General features: G+C 72.2%; 20 protein-coding genes and 3 tRNA genes. 9 read left to right on the top strand and 14 right to left on the bottom strand.

Annotation, left to right across the window (positions count from 1 at the left end):
* The first annotated feature begins 219 nt into the window (after positions 1 to 219).
* The gene (locus J2W20_RS12645) at positions 220 to 942 is read left to right on the top strand and encodes a mycothiol-dependent nitroreductase Rv2466c family protein (protein ID WP_307006992.1); all 723 of its coding nucleotides are present in this window, start codon (positions 220 to 222) and stop codon (positions 940 to 942) included.
* Positions 943 to 1,317: 375 nt separating this feature from the next.
* Here the strand turns inward: J2W20_RS12645 and J2W20_RS12640 are convergent, their stop codons facing one another.
* From J2W20_RS12640 to J2W20_RS12620, 5 genes are all read right to left on the bottom strand, one after another.
* Positions 1,318 to 1,650 (bottom strand): hypothetical protein, encoded by a 333-nt coding sequence (locus J2W20_RS12640; RefSeq protein WP_307006991.1) that lies wholly within the window; start codon positions 1,648 to 1,650, stop codon positions 1,318 to 1,320.
* Positions 1,651 to 1,859: 209 nt separating this feature from the next.
* Entirely contained in the window at positions 1,860 to 2,189 is a 330-nt protein-coding gene (locus J2W20_RS12635; RefSeq protein ID WP_307006990.1) for a cupin domain-containing protein, read from the bottom strand.
* Positions 2,190 to 2,446: 257 nt separating this feature from the next.
* A tRNA-Phe gene (locus J2W20_RS12630) sits at positions 2,447 to 2,519 on the bottom strand.
* A gap of 50 nt (positions 2,520 to 2,569) precedes the next feature.
* Positions 2,570 to 2,643, bottom strand: a tRNA-Asp gene (locus J2W20_RS12625).
* 82 nt (positions 2,644 to 2,725) lie between these two features.
* Positions 2,726 to 2,798: transfer RNA gene (locus tag J2W20_RS12620), tRNA-Glu, on the bottom strand.
* A 63-nt stretch (positions 2,799 to 2,861) separates the two neighbouring features.
* Between J2W20_RS12620 and J2W20_RS12615 the strand changes: the two genes are divergently transcribed.
* The gene (locus J2W20_RS12615) at positions 2,862 to 3,236 is read left to right on the top strand and encodes a metallopeptidase family protein (RefSeq protein WP_307006989.1); all 375 of its coding nucleotides are present in this window, start codon (positions 2,862 to 2,864) and stop codon (positions 3,234 to 3,236) included.
* Between the two features lie 297 nt (positions 3,237 to 3,533).
* Here J2W20_RS12615 and J2W20_RS12610 read toward each other — a convergent pair whose 3' ends face one another.
* Positions 3,534 to 4,574, bottom strand: coding sequence for a universal stress protein (locus J2W20_RS12610; protein WP_307006987.1), 1,041 nt, complete (start codon positions 4,572 to 4,574; stop codon positions 3,534 to 3,536).
* Positions 4,575 to 4,840: 266 nt separating this feature from the next.
* On the opposite strand from J2W20_RS12610, the gene J2W20_RS12605 reads away from it, so the two are divergent.
* A complete protein-coding gene (locus J2W20_RS12605) occupies positions 4,841 to 5,476 on the top strand; it encodes an FAD-binding protein (protein ID WP_307006986.1) in 636 nt (211 codons plus the stop codon).
* A 63-nt stretch (positions 5,477 to 5,539) separates the two neighbouring features.
* On the opposite strand, the gene J2W20_RS12600 is transcribed toward J2W20_RS12605, so the two are convergent.
* A complete protein-coding gene (locus J2W20_RS12600; RefSeq protein ID WP_307006984.1) occupies positions 5,540 to 6,187 on the bottom strand; it encodes a copper resistance CopC family protein in 648 nt (215 codons plus the stop codon).
* 124 nt (positions 6,188 to 6,311) lie between these two features.
* On the opposite strand from J2W20_RS12600, the gene J2W20_RS12595 reads away from it, so the two are divergent.
* Positions 6,312 to 7,745 (top strand): NCS2 family permease, encoded by a 1,434-nt coding sequence (locus J2W20_RS12595; RefSeq protein WP_307006983.1) that lies wholly within the window; start codon positions 6,312 to 6,314, stop codon positions 7,743 to 7,745.
* A 244-nt stretch (positions 7,746 to 7,989) separates the two neighbouring features.
* Entirely contained in the window at positions 7,990 to 8,556 is a 567-nt protein-coding gene (locus J2W20_RS12590; RefSeq protein ID WP_307006982.1) for an NADPH-dependent FMN reductase, read from the top strand.
* Here J2W20_RS12590 and J2W20_RS12585 read toward each other — a convergent pair.
* The 3 genes from J2W20_RS12585 to J2W20_RS12575 are packed head-to-tail and all read right to left on the bottom strand — an operon-like array spanning position 8,534 to position 11,806.
* Positions 8,534 to 9,322: a permease prefix domain 1-containing protein gene (locus J2W20_RS12585; RefSeq protein ID WP_307006981.1), complete on the bottom strand. Its 789-nt coding sequence runs from the start codon at positions 9,320 to 9,322 to the stop codon at positions 8,534 to 8,536. The genes J2W20_RS12590 and J2W20_RS12585 overlap by 23 nt on opposite strands.
* A complete protein-coding gene (locus tag J2W20_RS12580) occupies positions 9,319 to 9,639 on the bottom strand; it encodes a PadR family transcriptional regulator (protein WP_307006980.1) in 321 nt (106 codons plus the stop codon). The genes J2W20_RS12585 and J2W20_RS12580 overlap by 4 nt, the downstream gene beginning before the upstream one ends.
* 52 nt (positions 9,640 to 9,691) lie before the next feature.
* Positions 9,692 to 11,806: an elongation factor G-like protein EF-G2 gene (locus tag J2W20_RS12575; protein ID WP_307006979.1), complete on the bottom strand. Its 2,115-nt coding sequence runs from the start codon at positions 11,804 to 11,806 to the stop codon at positions 9,692 to 9,694.
* Between the two features lie 161 nt (positions 11,807 to 11,967).
* Between J2W20_RS12575 and hutG the strand changes: the two genes are divergently transcribed.
* Genes hutG through J2W20_RS12560 form a run of 3 tightly spaced genes read left to right on the top strand, consistent with a single transcriptional unit; the run spans position 11,968 to position 15,176 of the window.
* Positions 11,968 to 12,948 (top strand): formimidoylglutamase, encoded by a 981-nt coding sequence (hutG, locus tag J2W20_RS12570; protein WP_307006978.1) that lies wholly within the window; start codon positions 11,968 to 11,970, stop codon positions 12,946 to 12,948.
* Positions 12,949 to 12,978: 30 nt separating this feature from the next.
* Positions 12,979 to 13,497: a MarR family winged helix-turn-helix transcriptional regulator gene (locus J2W20_RS12565; protein WP_307006977.1), complete on the top strand. Its 519-nt coding sequence runs from the start codon at positions 12,979 to 12,981 to the stop codon at positions 13,495 to 13,497.
* Positions 13,494 to 15,176, top strand: a complete 1,683-nt coding sequence (locus tag J2W20_RS12560) for an MFS transporter (RefSeq protein ID WP_307006976.1) — start codon at positions 13,494 to 13,496, stop codon at positions 15,174 to 15,176. The genes J2W20_RS12565 and J2W20_RS12560 overlap by 4 nt, the downstream gene beginning before the upstream one ends.
* 85 nt (positions 15,177 to 15,261) lie before the next feature.
* Here the strand turns inward: J2W20_RS12560 and J2W20_RS12555 are convergent, their stop codons facing one another.
* The 4 genes from J2W20_RS12555 to J2W20_RS12540 form a co-directional block, all read right to left on the bottom strand.
* Positions 15,262 to 15,498, bottom strand: coding sequence for a hypothetical protein (locus J2W20_RS12555; RefSeq protein WP_307006975.1), 237 nt, complete (start codon positions 15,496 to 15,498; stop codon positions 15,262 to 15,264).
* Positions 15,499 to 15,718: 220 nt separating this feature from the next.
* Positions 15,719 to 17,320 carry a histidine ammonia-lyase gene (gene hutH, locus J2W20_RS12550; protein WP_307006974.1) on the bottom strand — a complete coding sequence of 534 codons (1,602 nt, stop codon included), beginning with the start codon at positions 17,318 to 17,320 and terminating at the stop codon, positions 15,719 to 15,721.
* Between the two features lie 13 nt (positions 17,321 to 17,333).
* The gene (locus J2W20_RS12545) at positions 17,334 to 19,097 is read right to left on the bottom strand and encodes a urocanate hydratase (protein ID WP_307006973.1); all 1,764 of its coding nucleotides are present in this window, start codon (positions 19,095 to 19,097) and stop codon (positions 17,334 to 17,336) included.
* A gap of 137 nt (positions 19,098 to 19,234) precedes the next feature.
* A complete protein-coding gene (locus J2W20_RS12540; RefSeq protein WP_307006972.1) occupies positions 19,235 to 19,648 on the bottom strand; it encodes a GNAT family acetyltransferase in 414 nt (137 codons plus the stop codon).
* 59 nt (positions 19,649 to 19,707) lie between these two features.
* Here J2W20_RS12540 and J2W20_RS12535 point away from each other — a divergent pair, with 59 nt between their 5' ends.
* Positions 19,708 to 20,121 (top strand): hypothetical protein, encoded by a 414-nt coding sequence (locus J2W20_RS12535; protein ID WP_307006971.1) that lies wholly within the window; start codon positions 19,708 to 19,710, stop codon positions 20,119 to 20,121.
* Positions 20,122 to 20,137 lie beyond the last annotated feature (16 nt).

Below are 20,137 nucleotides of genomic sequence, written 5' to 3'. Positions count from 1 at the left end.
GACGTGCTCAGCCGGCTTGCGCTCCACCACGGCACCCGGACCGCCGTCGCCCCCGACCCTCCCGGCCTCGCCCGGATCCACCCACCACGACCTCCAGTGCCGGTTTGCCTCTGGCGGTCCACGGGCAACAACCGAGCCTGGGCCAGGTGTGACCCTTCACGTGGGAGCCCAGCAAGGCCCCCACTGACACCACGGAAGAACTGAGAAGACAGGCAGGCCATGGCTGATCCGGACATCGACTACTACTTCGACCCCGTGTGCCCGTTCGCCTGGATGACGAGCAAGTGGGTACGCATGGTCGCGGATCAGCGCGGCTACACCGTGAGGTGGCGGTTCATCTCGCTGCGGATGCTCAATGCCCACGTGGACTACGAGGCCCAGTTCCCGCCCGGGTACGAGGCCGGACACACCTCGGGGCTGCGCCTGCTCCGGGTCGCCGCGCGAGCCCGGGAGGAGCATGGAGAGGCCGCTGTCGGCCCGCTCTACGAGGCGATCGGCCGTGAGGTCTTCGATTCCGAGCGAGCCGCAACCCTTGATCCGGCGGAGCGGGGCACCCGCGCGTTCGTGGAGCCGCTGCTGGTGCAGGTGGGTCTTCCTGCCTCCCTGGCCGGCGCGCTCGAGGACCCAGGCCGGGATGCGGAACTGCGCGCGGAGACCGATCACGCGCTCTCCTTGACCGGGAAGGACGTCGGAACGCCGATCATCCACTTCCGTCCCCCTGAGGGAACAGCCTTCTTTGGCCCGGTGATCAGCCGCCTCCCCGGAGAGGAGGACGCGGGCCCCCTCTGGGACCACGTGGTCGGGCTCGCCGAGTTCCCGGGTTTCGCCGAGCTCAAGCGGAGCCTTCGCGAGCGCCCCCAGCTGCGCAGCTTCGGGGTGACCCAGGACGAGGCCGGCCGCGAGGAGGACTGGCACGGCGGGAGCAGACGACTCAAGCACTGACCCACGGGGGCCGCCCTGCGGTGTGGTGACCGCAGGGCGGGACGCTGTTCGGTTCCATGGTCTGGCTTGCCGCTGCGAAGGCTGGCTTCCGTCAACGGGCATCCTGGCGCCGGCGCACGAGGACCGGCAGGGAAGGCAGGGAGCGTATTCGTCGCACACCTCATCTGCGGGTGGACGCTCGCCTGGGCCGCGCAGCCAGTGCGCGAGAAGAGGGAGTCCGGCGCCGGGGACTAGCCTGCCGCGCCCACGGCGGTCTCCCTTCATCTTGGGGTCCTGCCGCCCCTTCGGGCCCGAGCCATCCGACGGGCACCACCTCTGAAACGGGGTCCTGGTGGTGCGGCTGAGCCCGACCGCGCAGTGTCGGGTCCTGGAAGTTCAGGATCGGCGTGCCTTGAGCCAGAGGGTGTTGCCGTCAACCCGGTCCAGCTCATCCGCAGCGACGAATTCGTGGCCTGCGAACAGGCCAGACTTGTCAATCTTCACGTACCCCAGGCGCAGGAGCCTCTCGGCGACGTGGTGGGGCATCTTGGAGGTCTCCGCAAACTGGTCGACGAGGGTGTTGACCAGTCCCCCGGTTTCGGGATCGGTCTGCCCCTCCGCTGTCACTGCTTCCGGATCGCCCATCTTGAGGTCTTCGACCTTGCCGATCTTCTCCCCATCCGGCCCGACGACCTGCATTCCTTCGCGTACGTGCTCGATCACGGCCATGAGTGATGTCCTTTCCGTCAGTCCCGGCATCGGATGGCCACATGGTAGAGCCTGTATCAGGCCACGGGAACGAGGAACCCGGAGATAGCCCGCGGCCGCCAGGGCCCCCACCACCGGGCAGCTGGAACCTGCGGAGCGAGTTCCAGCCGCAGATGCGGAGCACCTCGGTGCCGCGGAGGAAGCGGTCGGAGCCTTCGCAAGGCCCTGGACTACGCTTTGGCGACAGTCAGCAGGACCGCGGCGTCTTCGATCGCGTCGAGGCTGTGCCGGGCCGGCGGGATGGCCAGGAGGTCGCCGGTCCTTCCCTCCCAGGAGTCGCCGCTGGTGTTCAGGCGCACCCGCCCGCTGAGCACGATCAGGGTGGCCTCGCCGGGGCTGTTGTGCTCGGTCATGGATGTGCCCGCCCGGAGGGCGACCAGCGTCTGGCGCAGGACCTGTTCGTGCCCGCCGTAGACGGTGGCGGCGCTCCGCCCGGCGGGTGCATTCCTGGCTCTCTCGAGCTGCTCCCGGGCCAGGGCGTCCAAAGAGCTATTCAGCATGGCCGCCTTTCCGTAGTCGATGCGCGACCGGAACACAGGCCCTACTTACCCCGGGCCGCGCCGACAGCACAGACGGGACCACTCTGCGCCGTCGGATGCAGTCCTCGGGGGATGGCCGGGGACGCGCGGACGGCTTCCCCACAGGTGCGGTGGGAATGCCCAATGCTCGCCAACGGGGAGAGCACGGCCCTGGGGGGGGTTGATGCGGGGCGACCGACTGTTAAAACAGAAGACCCCCGGTCTCCCGGGGGTTTCAGTGGCTCCGACCGGCGTCGATCCGGTGACCTTTCGATTTTCAGTCGAACGCTCTACCAACTGAGCTACAGAGCCTCGATGATCTCTCATCGAAAGGCAACTGACCGTGGGCCATGTCGCCGAAGCGACCCTGACGGGACTTGAACCCGCGACCTCCGCCGTGACAGGGCGGCGCGCTAACCAACTGCGCTACAGGGCCTCGTATTTGCGGGCTTGATCCCCGCTCACAAGACTTAGATCCTAGCAGACCCTTCGGGGCCTTCCCAAATCCTCATCCTGCGTACCCCCAACGGGATTCGAACCCGTGTCGCCGCCGTGAAAGGGCGGTGTCCTAGGCCACTAGACGATGGGGGCCAGCCAGACCATCAAACTATAGGGCCGGCCTCTCTGGCCAGACAAATCAGTAGAGTGGGCCGCATGGGCGGCGCATGGATGGGCGAGGACGAGTTCGAGGCGGCCGTCGACGCCGCCCTCGCCCGGATCCCGCGGCGCGTCGCCAAGCACATGGACAATGTGGCCGTCTTCATCGAGGACACCTACGTCCCGGGCGCCCACGAGGACCCGAACACGGTCCTACTGGGCCTCTACGAGGGGACGCCGCTCACCGAGCGGGGCGAGTGGTACGCCGCAGGCTCGCTCCCCGACCGCATCACGATCTTCCGCGAGCCGATCCTGCAGATGTGCTCCACCCGCGAGGAGGTCGTCCAGGAGATCCTCGTGACCGTGGTGCACGAGTTCGCGCACCACTTCGGGATCGACGACGCCCGCCTCCACGAGCTGGGCTGGGGCTGAGCCGCCGCCCACCTTCCTCATCCCGCCTCCTCCTGCGTTTCGGGTACGCATCTCGTCGCCGTCCTGACGTTCCTGGTACGCATCTCGTCGCCCTTCTGGCATTCCGGGTACGACGGCGACCACGGGCTGCCGCTCGGAACCGCACCAAGGCGGGGACCGGCGTCGTGCGCACCGCGGCCAGAAGCAACGCCGTCTCGTACCCGAAACGCCGAAAGACCGCCGAGATGCGTACCCGGAAGGGGGAAAGGGCGACGAGATGCGTACCCGAAACGGTGGGGGTGCGGGGGTGGGGTGGGGCTAGGGGGCGAGCATCGGGCCGAAGGACGCCCGATCGGCGAGGCGCTCGTCGGCGCTGTCGGGAACCACCATGACCGGGCCCTTGGCGTGGTGGAGGACGCCGTCCGTCGTCGAGCCCAGCAGCATGCCGGTGAAGCCGCCGCGGCCGCGCGTGCCGAGCACGAGGAGGTCGACGGTGTGCGAGACGTCCACGAGGACGTCGACGGGGGCGCCGTCGAGCAGGCTCGTCTGCACCTCGAGGTCGGGGAAGTGGCTCTGGAGCCACGCCGTGCCCGCCTTGAGCTGGGCGCGGATGTCCTGGAACAGCTGCTCCCGGTCCACCGGCGCGGGCACCCACGCGAGGCTTCCGCTGAACTGCGGCACCGCGCAGACGACCCGCAGCGGAACACCCCGCATCATCGCCTCCTCGGCCGCCACGAGCACCGCCACGCGGGCCTGGTCGGAGCCGTCGACGCCGACCGCCACCACGTCCTCGACGTGCACCGGGCCTTCCTTGGACTGCTCCTCGCGGACATGCCGGTCCTCGATGACGCCGCCGATCCGCTCCGCGAAGCGCAGCGGAACCGTCACGGTGGTGCAGTGCGCATGGGCCGGGAGGGCGCTCGAGACGGAGCCGAGGAGCCTGCCGACGAACCCGCCGCGGCCGCGGGACCCGAAGACGAGGAGCTCTGCCGCCCTGGAGAACTCGAGGAGCACTCCGGCTGCGTCGCCGGACTCGACGGAGGAGGTGACCTCGAGGCCCTCGACGTCGCCGAGCTGCTCGATCGCCTCCCTGAGGACGGCCTCCGCGCCGTCGCGGATCACGGTGTCGTCGAAGGTCGCGTAGCCGCCGTCCAGGCCCGACGCCGCGAAGAGGGGAACGCTGTAGGCGGTCACGACGTGGAGGGGGCGCCGGCGCCGCTGGGCCTCCTGGGCCGCCCAGGCGAGGGCGCACCGGCCATGCTCGGAGCCGTCGACGCCGACCACGATCCCGGTGGGGAGATCGGCTCCGGCCGGCTCTCCGCCGGCTGCGTCGTCCTGGGGGTGGAGCTGGGCGTCCATGGCATCCTCCTCGACTCGCTGGGAGCCTAACACGGCGTCCACATGGCCAATGTCCCCCGTGACAGGGGGGTGGTCAAGGCCGCCCGGAGGAACCGTCCACAAGGTCACAGAACGGTCTACCGAAGCGCTCGGATTTTCTGTAGGGTCGAGTGCGTCACCCCGTTCTGGAACGAACCTTTCGGATGCGGGGTGGTGTTCTGCAAGCAGTGTCGGGGGAACCGCGCGAGCAGCAACCGACCATGCAACTCCGCAGGAGGACCAGCCCCGTGCCCAAGCCATCGCGCTCTGAGGACGCGCCGAGCCCGCAGGCCGGGGCGCTCCAGGACGAGGACCCCTGCTCCGAGTCGACGAGTGCCATCGTGATCGGGACGGGCCTGTCGGGGCTCGCCGTCGCCGCCGAGCTCGCCCGCCACGCCGTGGCCGCGGTCACCGTGGACGGGCTCGAGAGCTCCGCCCCCACCACCGCCACGTGCGCCCTGCGGGTCGCGGACCTCTCGAGCGCCGAGTCGATGGAGTACCTCGAGGTGCTGCGCCACCTCCGCAAGCACGCCGTGAGCCACGGCCTCGACGTGCGGCACCACCTCACCGCGCGCCACCTCGCCCTCGTCGAGGCGCAGGAGCCCGGGGCACCGGCACGGTGGGCCGTGCGCACCGACACCGGTGTCCTCTACGCGGACGCTGTGGTGCTGACCCGCTGCGCGCACAACCAGCTGCGGCGCTTCCTCGCCGACCTCGGCTACTCCCTCGGCGAGCACCTGCTCGAGGCCCTCGGGCAGATCGGCCTCTACCTCGTGGGCGTGACCGGGCTCGCCGCACCCAGCACCCGCGAGGTGCTCCTGCAGGCCAAGCACGTGGGCGCCGAGGTGTCCGCGCAGGTCGGCGCCGGCCTGCAGCCGGCCTGACGCGCGGCACCCCCTTCCGGCAAGCCGGCCGGCCCTCTCCCCTCCGGGTCGGTCCCTTCCGGGTTACTCCCCTTCCGGGTCCCCGGGCGTTTCCTCCCCGCGGGAGAGCCGGCGTCGCGCGCCCGCCCCGAGCGCCGCGAGGAGTCCGACGGCGACCACGGCGAACACCACGACCATCCACGGGAACGGCTCCGACGGGGCCGCCGGCGCGGGAGGGGCCGTCTGCGCAGTGCCCGGCTGCGAGGCCTGGATGCCGGGCGGCGCGCCCGGCCCCGCGGACGCGCCGGCGCCGGAGGCCGGCGTCGTGCTTCCCGCGGCGACCGTGAAGGTGAAGGATCCCTCGATCGGGTGCGAGTCCGAGCTCACCACGTGCCACACCACGGTGTAGGCGCCGGCCGGGACGCCGGCGCGGAGCTTCTGGTGGACGCTGCGGTCGGCCACCTCGGGAGCGCCGTCCGAGACGTCCGTCCCGGCGGGGTCCTTCACCGTGATCTGCGCGCCCACGCCGAGGGGCGTCTCGCTGAAGTCCAGCCGCACCTCCCCCGGCGCCGACGCCACGGTCGCGCCCGACGTCGGGGCGGAGCCTTCCAGCGCGTCGTGGGCGAAGGCCGGGGCCGGGGCGACCAGGAGGAGCGCGAGGACCGTCAGGGCTGCGGACGCCGCCGCGGTCCCACGGGCCGAGGACACGCGGAGGCGGCGGAGGATCTGCATCACACCAGCGTATTTTCCGGCCAGAGGGCCCACAACTGGCGAGTAGTATTGACCCGGCCTTCCGGCTGCCCGGGACGCCACGCCCCACCCCGCCCTCCCTCAATCCCCTTCATCAGGAGCGCCCATGGCATCGGCAGTGGACCGGTACTTCAAGATCAGCGAGCGCGGCTCGACGGTGGCCCGCGAGATCCGCGGCGGCCTCGCGACGTTCTTCGCGCTCAGCTACATCGTGGTCCTCAACCCGCTCATCCTCTCGGGGGCCGACGCGGCCGGGAACCACCTCGGCATCCCGCGGGTCGCGGCCATGACCGCCCTCGTGGCCGGCATCCTGACGATCCTCATGGGCGTGTGGGCCAAGCACCCGTTCGCGCTCGCGACGGGACTGGGCGTGAACGCGTTCGTGGCCGTGACCGTGGCGACGCACCCGAGCGTCACGTGGCCGGACATGATGGGCCTCGTGCTCGTGGCCGGCGTGGTCATGTTCGTGCTCGTGCTCACCGGCTTCCGTACCGCGGTGTTCAAGGCGGTGCCCGAGGGGCTCAAGACGGCGATCGTGGTGGGCATCGGCGTCTTCATCGCCCTCATCGGGCTCGTCAACGCGGGCTTCGTGCGCCGCATCCCCGACGCGGCCGGGACCACCGTGCCGCTGGGCCTCGGCGACGCCGGGCGCCTCGTGGGCTGGCCCACGCTCGTGTTCGTGGTGGGCCTGGTCCTCACGATCGCCCTCATGGTCCGCAAGGTGCGCGGCGCGCTCCTGATCGGCATCATCGCCGCGACCATCCTCGCCAACATCGTCGAGCTCGTCTTCCACGTGGGCCCGTCCGTGGCCCCCGGCCAGGCCCCCAACCCCGCGGGCTGGTCGCTCGTGGTCCCCGGCCTCGGCAACATCGCTCCCGTGGACCTGAGCCTGTTCGGCCAGGCCAATCCGCTGGGAGCCTTCGCGCACCTGGGCACGCTCGGCGCCCTCCTCATGGCGTTCGTGATCCTGCTGAGCATCTTCTTCGATGCCATGGGCACGATGGTGGGCCTGGCCCGCGAGGCCGGGACGATGGACGAGAACGGCCAGATCCCGAATGTGGACCGCGTGCTCCTCGTGGACGCGTTCGGCGCGATCGCCGGCGGCGGCACGTCGATCTCCTCCAACCAGATCTTCGTCGAGTCCGGCGCGGGCATCGGCGAGGGCGCCCGGACGGGCCTCGCCTCCGTGGTCACGGGCGCGCTGCTCCTCGTGGCGATGTTCCTGACCCCGCTGATCAACCTCGTTCCGTTCGAGGCCGTGGCCCCCGCGCTCGTGATCGTGGGCTTCCTCATGTTCCAGCAGGTCGCGAGGATCGACTGGCACGACCTCGGGATCGCGATCCCGGCATTCCTCACGATCGGCCTCATGCCGTTCACCTACTCGATCGCTAACGGCCTCGGCGCCGGCTTCATCTCCTACGTGCTCGTGCGCCTCTTCCAGGGCCGCGCCAAGGAGATCCACCCGCTCATGTGGGCTGTGGCCGCCGCGTTCCTCATCTTCTTCGGGATCGGTCCCGTGGAGAAGGTCCTCGGCTTCTAGGCGTCGACTTCCGCCCTCCCCTTCGGTCAGAGCCTCGGTCTGCACCCCGGGGCATTGTCCGAAGGGGAGGGCTCTTTCGTCCAGCCTTGGGGTCGGGACCCCCTAGGCCGGGTCCCGGCAGCGGGCGCCGGCCCGGGCCTGAAGCCTTTCGGCAGGCAGGGCCGGCGTCGTACGCTGACGACGGCGCCGCGGCCGTACCGCTTGCACCCCCACCTGCGGCGCCGGCACCGGAAGGACCACGCGAATGGCCTACACCGTCGGCTACTTCATCGGCAGCCTGTCCCAGAAGTCGATCAACCGCACGCTCTCCAAGGCGCTCATCCGCCTCGCCCCGGACTCGCTCGCGTTCGAGGAGATCCCGATCAAGGACCTCCCGCTGTACAACCACGACTTCGACGCCGACTACCCGCCGGAGGGGCGGGCCCTGAAGGAGGCGATCGAGCGCGTCGACGCCGTCCTCTTCGTCACGCCCGAGTACAACCGTGACATCCCCGGCGCCCTCAAGAACGCCATCGACTGGGCCTCCCGCCCCTGGGGCACCAACTCGTTCAACCGCAAGCCGTCCGCCATCATCGGCACCTCCCCGGGCAAGATCGGCACCGCCGTGGCGCAGCAGAACCTGCGCGGGGTGCTCGCCTTCTGCAATTCGCCCCAGATGAGCGCGCCCGAGGCGTACCTGCAGTTCCTCCCAGGCCTCATCACGGAGGACGGCGAGGTCACCGACCCGAGCACCGAGGAGTTCCTGCGGCACTTCATGGACGAGTTCGCCCTGTTCGTCGAGCGGGTCCTCACCGTGCTGCCGCGTCCCTGAGGGCCGACTGCCGGCGCGCCCGGACGGCGGCGAGCACGCCCAGCGCCAGGCCGAGCGGAAGGGCGACGCTCGTGGCGCTGAGCCATGCGCCCACCCCCTGCCCGCCCTGGACGGCGGCGCTGCCGGCGGCGAGGCCGGTTGCCGCAGAGGCCAGCAGGAAGGCCGCAGCGCCGAGCCCCGGGACGAGCCCCGCGGGGAGCGGGAGGTCTGGAGGCAGGATCCGCCACAGGACCAGCAGCACGATCCCCACCGCGCCGAGGAACACGCGGCCCTCGACCACCTCGCCCCAGTGGTGCTGGGCGGCCGCCTGGGCACAGTCGAGGCCCGGATAGGGCGCCTGCAGGACGGCGCAGCGCGCGGCCGTGTAGGCGACCCCTGGGAGATCGCCGGACACGAACCCTGCGCCCCACAGCCGTCCGAACACTTCGGAGAGCACACCGCTGAGCCCCACGGCGATCGCTCCGAGGGCCGCCAGCCCCACGGCCGGCCGCACGAGCGCATGCAGCGGCAGCCGGCCGACCGAGCGCAGCGGCGTCCGCAGCGCCGGAGTCACGGCGGCCACGGGCCCGAACCGGCGCACCGCCTCCGTCTCGGCATCCTCGGGCCCGAGGCCCTGGGCTGCCAGACGGGCTGCCGATTCGCGCAGGTGGGCCTCGGCCTCGGCGAGCAGCCGGCGGGCGGCCGCGGGCTCGGCGTCCCTGGCCGCCGCGAAGAGCTCGTCGAGGTAGGCCTCGATGGCGTCTTGGTCTTCCGGCCGCGCGTTCACTGCGCCGCTCCGAGGACGCCGCGGACCCCCGAGGCGAATCCGTTCCATTCCCGCGTCCTGCGTTCGAGTTCCGTGCGCCCCGCTGTAGTCAGGGAGTAGACGCGGCGTCGCGCGGCGGCGTCCGCCCACCGGCTCGCGGCCCAGCCCGCGGCCTCGAGCTTGTGGAGCGCGGGGTAGACCGAGCCCTCCTGGAGCTCGAACCGGGCTCCGCTGCGCTCGTGGATGCGCGCGATGAGCGCATATCCGTGGGCCTCGCCCGCACCGAGCGAGGCGAGGAGGAGGAGGTCGAGCTGCCCGTTCACGCCACTGCGTCCCATACCTAGACAATCTAGGCAGCGCACAGCCGGCCCGCAAGGGTCCAGCCCGAGGTCAGCGCGGCGCTGGATCGTGGCGGAGGTATTCGCGCCGGAACGTCCCCGTGCCGGCGGTGAGCCCGCGCAGCTCCACCGCGTACCGCAGGAGCTCGGCGTCGGGCACCTCGGCGCTGATCTCGGTCGTCTCGCCGGCGGAGGTCGTCCCGGTGAGGCGCCCCCGCCGGGACGAGAGGTCGCTCATGACCGCGCCCACGTAGTCGGCCGGCACACTGATGGTCACGGCCGAGACCGGCTCGAGCAGCTGGATCCTCGCGGCGGCCGCCGCCTCGCGCAGCGCGAGGGCCCCCGCGGCCTGGAAGGCGGCGTCGGAGGAGTCCACGCTGTGCGTCTTGCCGCCCACGAGGGTCACCCGGATGTCGACCACGGGGAAGCCCTCCGCCACGCCCTTGGCCATCTGCGCCCGGACGCCCTTCTCGACGGACTCGACGAACGGCCTCGGGATGGCCCCGCCCACAATGCGGTCCGCGAACTCGAACCCGGCGCCGCGCTCGAGGGGCTCGACCTCGATGTCGCAGATCGCGAACTGCCCGTGGCCGCCGGACTGCTTGACGTGCCGGCCGTGCCCGGCCGCCGGGGCGGCGAAGGTCTCGCGCAGGGGCGTGACGACGTCGACCGTCTGCAGCTTGACCCCCTGGTCGCGCAGCCGGTCCAGCACCACCTCCGCGTGCGCCTCGCCCATGCACCACAGGACGAGCTGGTGGGTCTCCGGGTTCCGCTCCACCCGCAGGGTGGGGTCGCCGGCCGCGACCTTCGCGAGGCTCTTGGCGAGCGCGTCCTCGTCGCCGTGGGAGGCGGCCTCCACGGCCACGGGCATGAGCGGCTCCGGCATCTCCCAGGGCGCGACCAGGAGGGGCGTCTCGCGCGCGGAGACCGTGTCCCCGGTCTCCGCGCCCAGCCGCGCGACCGCGCAGAGGTCCCCCGCCACGGCGTAGGGGGCGGCCTGCAGCGTCGCTCCGAACGGGGTGTAGAGGTGGCCCAGCCGCTCGTCGGCGTCGTGATCCGGGTGGCCGCGCTCGGCGAGGCCGTGCCCCGCCACGTGGACGGGGGTGTCCTCGCGCAGCGTGCCGGAGAAGAGCCGCACGAGGCACACCCGTCCCAGGAACGGGTCCACGGTGGTCCGCACGACCTCACCCACGAGCGGCCCGTCCGGGTCGCAGCGCAGCCCCTTGACCGGTCTGCCTCCGAGGTCCGTGACCGGGGGCACGGCATGCTCGGCGGGGGACGGGAAGCCGCGGCGGATGACCTCGAGGACCTCCGCCGTCCCGATCCCGGCGAGCGCAGCGGTGGGCACCACCGGGAAGAAGGAGCCGCTGGCCACGGCCTTCTCGAGGTCGCCGATGACCGTGTCCAGGCCGATGTCCTCGCCGCCCAGGTAGCGGTCCATCAGCGTCTCGTCCTCGCTCTCGGCAATGATGCCCTCGATGAGGGCCCCGCGTACCTCGTCCCTGCCGTCAAGCTCCTCGACTGTGGCGGGCCGCGTCTGGGGCGGCGTGCCCGGCTGCGCAGCCTCGTCCGGATAGTCCGAGACGGTCCGGGTGAGCAGACCGAGCAGGCCGGTCGGCGCGCCGCCGGATGCCACGGGGACGTAGAGCGGGAGCACGGAATCGCCGAACGCGGCCTGGCAGCGGGCGAGGGCGGCATCGTAGTCGGCGCGGGGATGGTCGAGTTTGCTGACCACGACGGCGCGCGGCATCCCCACACGCGCGCACTCGTCCCACAGGGCGGCGGTCGCAGCGTCGACCTCCTCGGCGGCCGAGACGACGAAGAGGGCGGCGTCCGCGGCCCTCAGCCCCGCGCGGAGCTCGCCCACGAAGTCGGCGTACCCGGGGGTGTCCAGGAGGTTGACCTTGGTCTCCCCCACCATCACCGGTGCCAGGGACAGCGCCACCGAGCGCTGCTGGCGGACGGCCGCCGGGTCAGAGTCCCCCACGGTGGTGCCGTCCGCGATCGTGCCCCGGCGCGCGATCGCCCCGGTCGAGGCGAGGATCGCCTCGAGGAGCGTTGTTTTCCCCGCACCCGAGTGGCCCACGAGCACCACATTGCGGATCAACTCCGAACGGTCCGCGGCCCCGGGGGCCTTCGTGGACCCGTTGGTCCCTTTGCCCGCCATGGATTCCTCCTGCTCCTGCTCCCCAGCCGGCCGTGTGGTGTCCCTATCCTGCCCCCGCCGCGGCGCTGAGGCGAGGGGCGGCCGGCATCGAATCCGGGGCCCCGGACATCGAAGGCCGCGGGCACTGGCGTGGGGCCGGGCCGATGCTGTGTGCTGGGAGGATGAGCGAGCCCATAGACATCCCGTGCGAGCCGTGGCTCGGCCGCAACGACGGAGACTCCGCGGAGCACCGCCGCTGGTGGCAGGCCGTGCGGCCCTACACGCGCGAGGCGCTCGCCGCGGCGGTCGCGGCGCACGACGGCGCCCGGTCGCGTCCCGCCGTGCTGCTCGGCTTCCGCTCGGAGGAGGGCGTGCGGCGCAACAAGGGGCGGCTGGGCGCGGCCGAGGGTCCGGGGGCGATCCGCGCGGCGCTCGGCCCGCTCGCCTTCCACCTCGACCGCGAGGTGTTCGACGCCGGGGACGTCGCCGTGGTCACCGGCGGGGACGAGTTCCCCGGGGACCTCGAGGGAGGCCAGGACCGCTTCGGCGCGGCACTGGCCGCCGCGCTCGACGCCGGCGCGCTCACGGTGGGGCTCGGCGGCGGCCACGAGACGGCCTACGCGAGCTATGTGGGCCTCGTGCAGTCGGAGCGCACCGGTGGGGCCCGGGTCGGGGTCCTCAACCTCGATGCGCACTTCGACCTGCGCAACGAGGACCGCGCGACCTCCGGGACGCCGTTCCTCCAGATGGCCCGGGCCGAGGCCGCCGAGGGCCGCGAGCTGCAGTACGCGGTGCTGGGGATCTCGCAGCCGAACAATACCCGTGCCCTGTTCCAGCGGGCGGACGAGCTGCGGGTGCGCTACCTGCTCGACGAGTACGCGACGCGGGAGACCGCCGAGTCGTTCGTCGAGGACTTCCTCGCCGACCTGGACGCGGTCTACCTCACGATCGACCTCGACGTGCTGCCGGCCGCGGTGGCCCCTGGGGTGTCCGCGCCGGCCGCGGTGGGGGTACCGCTCGAGGTGATCATCGCCGTCGTGCGCCGGGTCGTGGCGAGCGGGAAGCTGCTCCACGCCGACATCGCGGAGCTGAACCCCGCCTTCGACCTCGACGGGCGCACCGCGCGGGTCGCGGCGCGACTCGTGGCCACCCTCCTCGCATGATCCATAAGTGCCTTATGCAATAATCTCCGCATGCCGTCAGCGCGCCCGTCCGATCCGCAGCTCGTGGGGCGATTCTCGCTCCTGCTCGAGCAGCTCGTGCGGCGCCTGCGCACCATCTCGTCGGTGGGCGGGATCAGCACCTCGGCCGCGAGCGCGCTCGGACGGCTCGGGGCGGAAGGCCCCCTGAGGGTCACCGAGCTCGCCCAGGCCGAGGGCGTCTCGCAGCCGGCCATGACCCAGCTCGTGGGCCGGATGACCGCCGACGGTCTCCTGGAGCGCATGACCGCCGAGGGCGACCGCCGCGGCGTCCTCGTGGGCGTCACGGCCCGCGGCCGGGACGTCCTCGGGCAGCGGCGCGCCCGGCGCGTGGCGTTCCTCGACGAGCTGCTGGGCGGCCTCGATCCGGCGGACCGGGCGGCGGTCGCCGCGGCGCTCCCTGCGCTCGAGCGCCTCGTGGGCTCCGATGCGCCGCCTTCCCGCGGCCCGGACCAGCGCGAGAACCCGGACCAGCGCGGGACCCCGAGCCAGGAGGAAGAGGACCAGCCATGAGTGCGCCCCACGGAAACGCCCCAGCCAGCCCCTTCAAGCAGCCCGGCGCCGTGTGGGCCGTGGCGTTCGCGTGCGTCATCTCCTTCATGGGCATCGGCCTCGTCGACCCCATCCTCCCCGCCCTCGCCTCGGGGCTGCATGCCTCGCCGAGCGACGTCTCGCTGCTGTTCACGAGCTACCTGGTGGTGACGGCGGTGGCCATGCTCGGGGTGGGCTGGGTCTCGAGCCGGATCGGGTCGAAGTGGACCCTGGTCGTGGGCCTCGTCCTCATCGTGGTCTTCGCCGCCCTGGCCGGGACCTCCGGCACGATCGGCGGGATCATCGGCTTCCGCGCCGGATGGGGCCTGGGCAACGCGCTCTTCATCGCCACGAGCCTCGCCGTCATCGTCGCCTCGGCGAAGGGCGGCTTCTCCGGAGCGATCATCCTCTATGAGACGGCTCTCGGCATCGGCATCGCGGTGGGGCCCCTGCTGGGTGGGGAGCTCGGCAGCATCTCCTGGCGCGGTCCGTTCTACGGCGTCGCGGTGCTCATGGGCGTCGCCCTCATCGCGACGCTCCTGTTCGTGCCCCGGCAGCCCAGACCGGCCCAGAAGACCAAGCTCAGCGCCCCGCTGACGGCGCTGAGGCACCGCGGCCTGCTGACGATGGGCATCATGGCCCTGCTCTACAACTGGGGCTTCTTCACGATGCTCGGGTACGCGCCGTATCCCATGAAGCTCGGACCGCACGAGCTGGGCCTCGTCTTCTTCGGCTGGGGCGTCCTCGTGGCGCTCTTCGCCGTGTTCTTCGCCCCGAGGCTCCAGCGCCGGTTCGGCACGGTGGCCGTGCTGTACGCGAACATGGTGGGCCTTGCCGTGGTGATGGCGGTCATCGCGCTCGGGGTGAACCAGCCCGGCGTCGTGATGGTGGCCGTGATCGTGAGCGGGGCGTTCATCGGCATCAACAACACGCTCACCACGCAGGCGGTCATGCTCGTGGCCCCCGTCGAGCGGTCCGTCGCCTCATCGTCCTACGGATTCATCCGGTTCATCGGCGGTGGGCTCGCGCCCTTCGTGGCGGGCAAGATCGCCGAGGCCACCGCCCAGAGTGTCGCGTTCTGGGTCGGCGCGGCCGCTTTCCTGCTCGCGGTGCCGGTCCTCGCCTCGGGCGCCAGGCTCGTCACCGCGGCCGAGCGCGGGGGCGAAGAGCCCCAGCCCGTCCTGCCGGCGCTCGAGCCGCTCGGGGCGGCGCCCTCCAATGAGCGGCCGATCGTCGTGGCCGTCCGGGCCAACCCGGCCGCTGCCGAGGTTGTGGACCGCGCCGCCGAGCTCGCCTCCCGCGTCGGTGCGCCGCTCGAGGTCGTCCATGTCCGCGAGACCGAGATCATCGAGGAGCTCGCCGTGAGCCCGGAGACGGAGGACGAGGCGCGCGCCGCCGTCGCGGGGCACATGGACCGTCTTGCCGGCGCGGGCCTCGCCGTCCGGGGCCTCGTCCTGCACAGCGTGGGCGACCACGCGGCGTCGGCCGAGGTGATCGCCCGGCACGCGGCGCAGGTCGGCGCCCGCGCGGTCGTGGTGCGCAAGGTCCCCCACGGCCCGGTGAGCAGGCACCTCGGCCCGACCCTGGCGGCCGCCGCGGACGGCGCGGCCGCCCCGGAGCTCGTGGTGATCGACCTCGAGCCGGAGGCTTCACAGGCGTAAAGGATGCGAAGGGGCCCGCACCTGTAGGTGCGGGCCCCTTCGCGTTGCGAGCCTCTGCGAGGCAGCCGCAGCGGCGAGCGGTGGCTCAGCCGCGGCGGACGATCACCCCGTCCGACTTCAGGCACAGCTGGCGGTCCTGCGGGCCCTGCGGAAGGATCCAGAGGACGTTCCCGCTGAGGGAGACCTCCTCGACCGTCCCGCGGGCCACGACCTGCGCACGCCGGACCACTTCGACAACCTCCCCCACTGCGAGCTCGGTCCAGTTCTCGACCGGTGCCTGATATGCCCCGCGCCGGGAAAGTACCGCTCCACGTGCCTTCATTGCCTCTTCACTCCCTTGTGCAGAAACCTGCTGCCCGTTGTTGTTCTGTGATCCAGGCCACGCCTTCATGGCCCCAGTGTGGTCCGCGCCACCGCGGACACCTCTTTCTATCGGGTTCCCCGGCGCGTCGCCATGTAGGGTCTGACCACGATTCCCACGAATCGTTGTGCACCTTTCCAGCGCGCGCCGGGCCACGCCTCCCGGTCGGACGTCCCGTGCGTCAGCGGAGGCCGCCGACGGCGGCACTCACCGCCGCGAGCAGCTCGCCCCGGGCGAGCACCCGGTCCGCTTCCTCGAGCTCGGGGGACATGAACCGGTCGGAGCCCGGGCCGGCCACCGTGCGGCGGAGCACCTCGAGCGCCGCGGCACCCCCGGGCCCCGGGACGAGTGCGCCGCCGGAGGCCTCGGTGCGGAGGTCGATGGCGCGTGCGGCCGTGACGAGCTCGATCGCGAGCACGCGGCGCAGATTCTCCACTGCCTTGCGGAGCTTGCGCGCGGCATGCCAGCCCATGGACACGTGGTCCTCCTGCATCGCCGAGCTCGGGATCGAGTCCACGGAGGCCGGGACGGCCAGCCGCTTGCAGTCCGAGACGAGCCCGGCCTGGGTGTACTGGGCGATCATGAGGCCGGAGTCCACGCCCGGGTCGTGCGCGAGGAAGGCCGGCAGGCCGTGGGAGCGGGCCGGGTCGAGCATGCGGTCGGTGCGCCGCTCGGCCATCGAGGCCAGGTCCGCGACGGCGATCGCGAGGAAGTCGAGCACGTAGGCGACGGGGGCTCCGTGAAAGTTGCCGTTGCTGGACACGCGCCCGTCCGGCAGGACCACCGGGTTGTCGATCGCTGCCTCGAGCTCGCGCTCGGCCACGCCCTGCGCGTGGGCGATCGTGTCCCGCACGGCGCCGGCCACCTGCGGCGCGCAGCGCAGCGAGTACGCATCCTGGACGCGGGAATCGCCCTCGCGGTGCGAGGCCACGATCGCGGAGTCGCGCAGCACGGCCAGCATGTTGGCCGCCGAGTCGGCCTGGCCCGGGTGCGGGCGCAGCGGAGCGTGCAGCTCGGGGAGGAACACCTGGTCGGTGCCCATGAGGCCGTCGACGGACAGGGCCGCCGTGACGTCCGCGGTCGTGACGAGCTGGCGGAGGTCCGCGAGCGCCATGAGCAGCATGCCGAGCATCCCCTCGGTGCCGTTGACGAGGGCCAGACCCTCCTTCTCCGCCAGCACGATGGGCTCGATGCCGTGCTCGGCGAGCAGCTGCGCGACGGTGCGCTCGCCCGCGCCGCCGCACCGCTCGCCGTCGGGCCCGAACGCCTCGCCCTCCCCCATGAGCACGAGGGCCACGTGGGAGAGGGGTGCGAGGTCGCCCGAGCAGCCCAGCGAGCCGAACTCGCGGATCACGGGCGTGATGCCCGCGTTGAGCAGCGCCACGAAGGTCTCCAGGACCACGGGGCGCACTCCGGTGCGGCCCGAGGCGAGGGTCTTGGCCCGCAGGAACATGAGGGCGCGGGCCACCTCGCGCTCCACGGCCGGGCCCATGCCGGCGGCGTGCGAGCGGATGAGCGACTTCTGCAGCTGGGTGCGCTTCTCCTGCGGGATGTGCAGGTTCGCGAGGGCGCCGAACCCGGTGGAGATGCCGTAGGCGGGGACCTCGGACGCGGCGAGCTCCTCGACGTGGGCGCGGACGCGGGCGACGGCGTCGAGCGCCTCGGGCGCGACCGCCACGGTGGCGTCGTGGCGGGCGACGGCGACCACGTCCTCGGCCGTGAGGCCGTGGGTGGAGAGCGTGACCTGGGTAGGGAGGTGGGTCTCGGGGGCGGTGAGGGTCATGGCGTGGAGTCCTTTACTGGGCCGAGCGGGTGGCCGGGTTCATGGGGATCTTGACGCCGCGCTCGGCGGCGACCTCGGCGGCGCGCTCGTAGCCGGCGTCGACGTGGCGGATCACGCCCATCCCCGGGTCATTGGTCAGGAGGGCGGTGAGCTTGGCGGCCGCGAGCTCGGTGCCGTCCGCGACGGAGACCTGGCCGGCGTGGATCGAACGGCCGATGCCGACGCCGCCGCCGTGGTGGATCGATACCCACGTGGCGCCGGAGGAGGCCGCGGTCAGGGCGTTGAGGAGTGGCCAGTCTGCGATCGCGTCGGAGCCGTCCTTCATGGCCTCGGTCTCGCGGTACGGGGAGGCGACAGAGCCGGAGTCGAGGTGGTCGCGGCCGATCACGATCGGGGCCTTGACCTTGCCCTCGGCGACGAGGCGGTTGAAGAGCAGGCCGGCCTGGTGGCGCTCGCCGTAGCCGAGCCAGCAGATGCGTGCGGGGAGGCCCTCGAACTCGACGCGCTCCTCGGCGGCGTCGAGCCACGTGTGCAGGTGCTTGTTCTCGGGGAAGAGCTCCTTGATGGCCGCATCGGTGACCTTGATGTCCTCCGGGTCGCCGGAGAGGGCCACCCAGCGGAACGGGCCGAGGCCCTCGCAGAAGAGCGGGCGGATATAGGCGGGGACGAAGCCGGGGAAGGCGAACGCGCGCTCGTAGCCGCCCTTGCGGGCCTCGTCGCGGATCGAGTTGCCGTAGTCGAAGACCTCGGCGCCCGCGTCCTGGAACTCGACCATGGCCTGGACGTGGCGGGCCATCGCGTTCTCGGCCTTCTTGGTGAAGCCCTCCGGATCGGCCTCGGCCTCGGGCTTCCACTGCTCCACGGTGTACTCGGTGGGCAGGTAGCTGAGGGGGTCGTGGGCGGAGGTCTGGTCGGTCACGACGTCCACGGTGAGCTCGCCGGCCCGGTGGCGGCGGAGGATCTCGGGGAAGACCTCGGCGGCGTTGCCGACGTAGCCCACGGACCAGCCGCGGCGCTCCTCCTTGGCCCTGCACACCTTGGCGATCGCGGTGTCCAGGTCGGTCTCGACCTCATCGAGGTAGCGCTTGCCGACGCGGCGGCGGAGGCGGGTCTCGTCGACATCGACGATCAGGCACGCGCCGTCGTTCAGGGTCACGGCGAGGGGCTGGGCGCCGCCCATGCCGCCGCAGCCGCCGGTGAGGGTGAGGGTGCCGGCGAGGGGGCCCTCGGTGGAGCCGTGGGCCGGGGCCGCGGGGTGGCGGCCCTCGGCGATGAGCTTGCGGCCCACCGCGGCGAACGTCTCGTAGGTGCCCTGGAGGATGCCCTGCGTGCCGATGTAGATCCACGAGCCTGCGGTCATCTGGCCGTACATCGTCAGGCCCTCGGCCTCGAGGCGGCGGAACTCGGGCCAGGTGGCCCAGTCGCCCACCAGGTTCGAGTTGGCGATGAGCACGCGCGGGGCCCAGACGTTGGTGCGGAAGACGCCCACCGGCTTGCCGGACTGCACGAGCAGGGTCTCGTCGTCGTCCAGGTCCTTCAGCGTCGCGATGATCGCGTCGAAGGCCTTCCACGAGCGGGCGGCGCGGCCGGTGCCGCCGTACACGACGAGCTCGTCGGGGCGCTCGGCCACCTCGGGGTCGAGGTTGTTCATGAGCATGCGCATCGGGGCCTCGGTCTGCCAGGACTTGGCCGTGATCTCCGTGCCGCGGGGGGCGCGGACCGGGCGGGCGCCGGTGGTGAAGTCGGCCTTGGCGGCGGGGCTGGTGGTCTCCGTCATCGTGACTCCTGCGTCGTGATGGGTGGGTGTCTGCTGGACCGTTCGATCCTCTGCATCCATCACACCGCGCCGCGCCGGGTGCGAACAGGGGTTCCCGCAGGGCGTCGTCCGGCATCCCAGACGTGCCCGATCGCCCCTCAGTCCGGGATGAGCCGCTTGCCGAACGTCGCGACCTCGTCCTCGCTGTACCCGAGGCCGCCGTAGAAGCCGTGGGCGCCCTCATTGCCGCGCCGGACCATGAGCATGACCTTGGGGCAGCCCAGCGCCGTGAGCCGCGACTCGGCCTCGGCCAGGAGTGCGCGGCCGATCCCCTCGCCCTGCCGCCCGGGCTCCACCGCGAGGTAGTAGACCCAGCCCCGGTGCCCGTCGTACCCCGCCATCGCCGTCCCGACGACCTCCTCGGCCGCGGCCACGACGAAGAGCTCGGGCCACGTGGAGGTGGCGCGGTCGATGTCCCGGCCGGGGTCGTTCCAGGGCCGGGTGAGCCCCGCGGCGCGCCAGAGGGCGATCACGGCCTCGCGGTCCGGCTCGGCGTACGTGCGCAGGATCATCCCGCCACGCTACCGCGCGGGGCCGCGGACCGTGTTGACTGTCTCTGGGAGGGGGATCGGTGGACTACGGGAATCCTGGAGCGTGGCGCGGGCTGCTGCTCAGCGGCGGCTGGGGCCGGTCGGCGCACCGCGGCAATCCACGCGGCCGGCACGTGCTCGGCATCGCCTCGACCGTGTGCGGCGCGCTGTCCCTCGCGGGTGCTCTCACGGTGACGATGGTCCTGACCACCGAGCTCGGCTGGTACGGCCCCCGCGGCGCCCCCGAGGTCGGCACCTGGCTCCTCCTCCAGTGGGACTCGCTGGTGGTGGTCTGGCTCTGCGCCGGCGCCGCGGTCGCGGGGCTCGGCTCGGGCATCGCCTCGCTCGCGGCGCGCTGGTCGCTGGGCCTGACGGTCGTCGGGCTCACGCTCTCGGCCGCGGCCCTCGCGGCGACGCTCAACGCGTGGGGCCTGTTCTTCTTCAACCATCTGTAGAGGGCGCCCGCGGCGC

The sequence above is a fragment of the Sinomonas atrocyanea genome (assembly GCF_030812675.1).
GTDB classification, from domain to species: domain Bacteria; phylum Actinomycetota; class Actinomycetes; order Actinomycetales; family Micrococcaceae; genus Sinomonas; species Sinomonas atrocyanea_B.
Note: the sequence above shows the minus strand (reverse complement) of the source record. Positions and strands in the feature narration are given on the sequence as shown.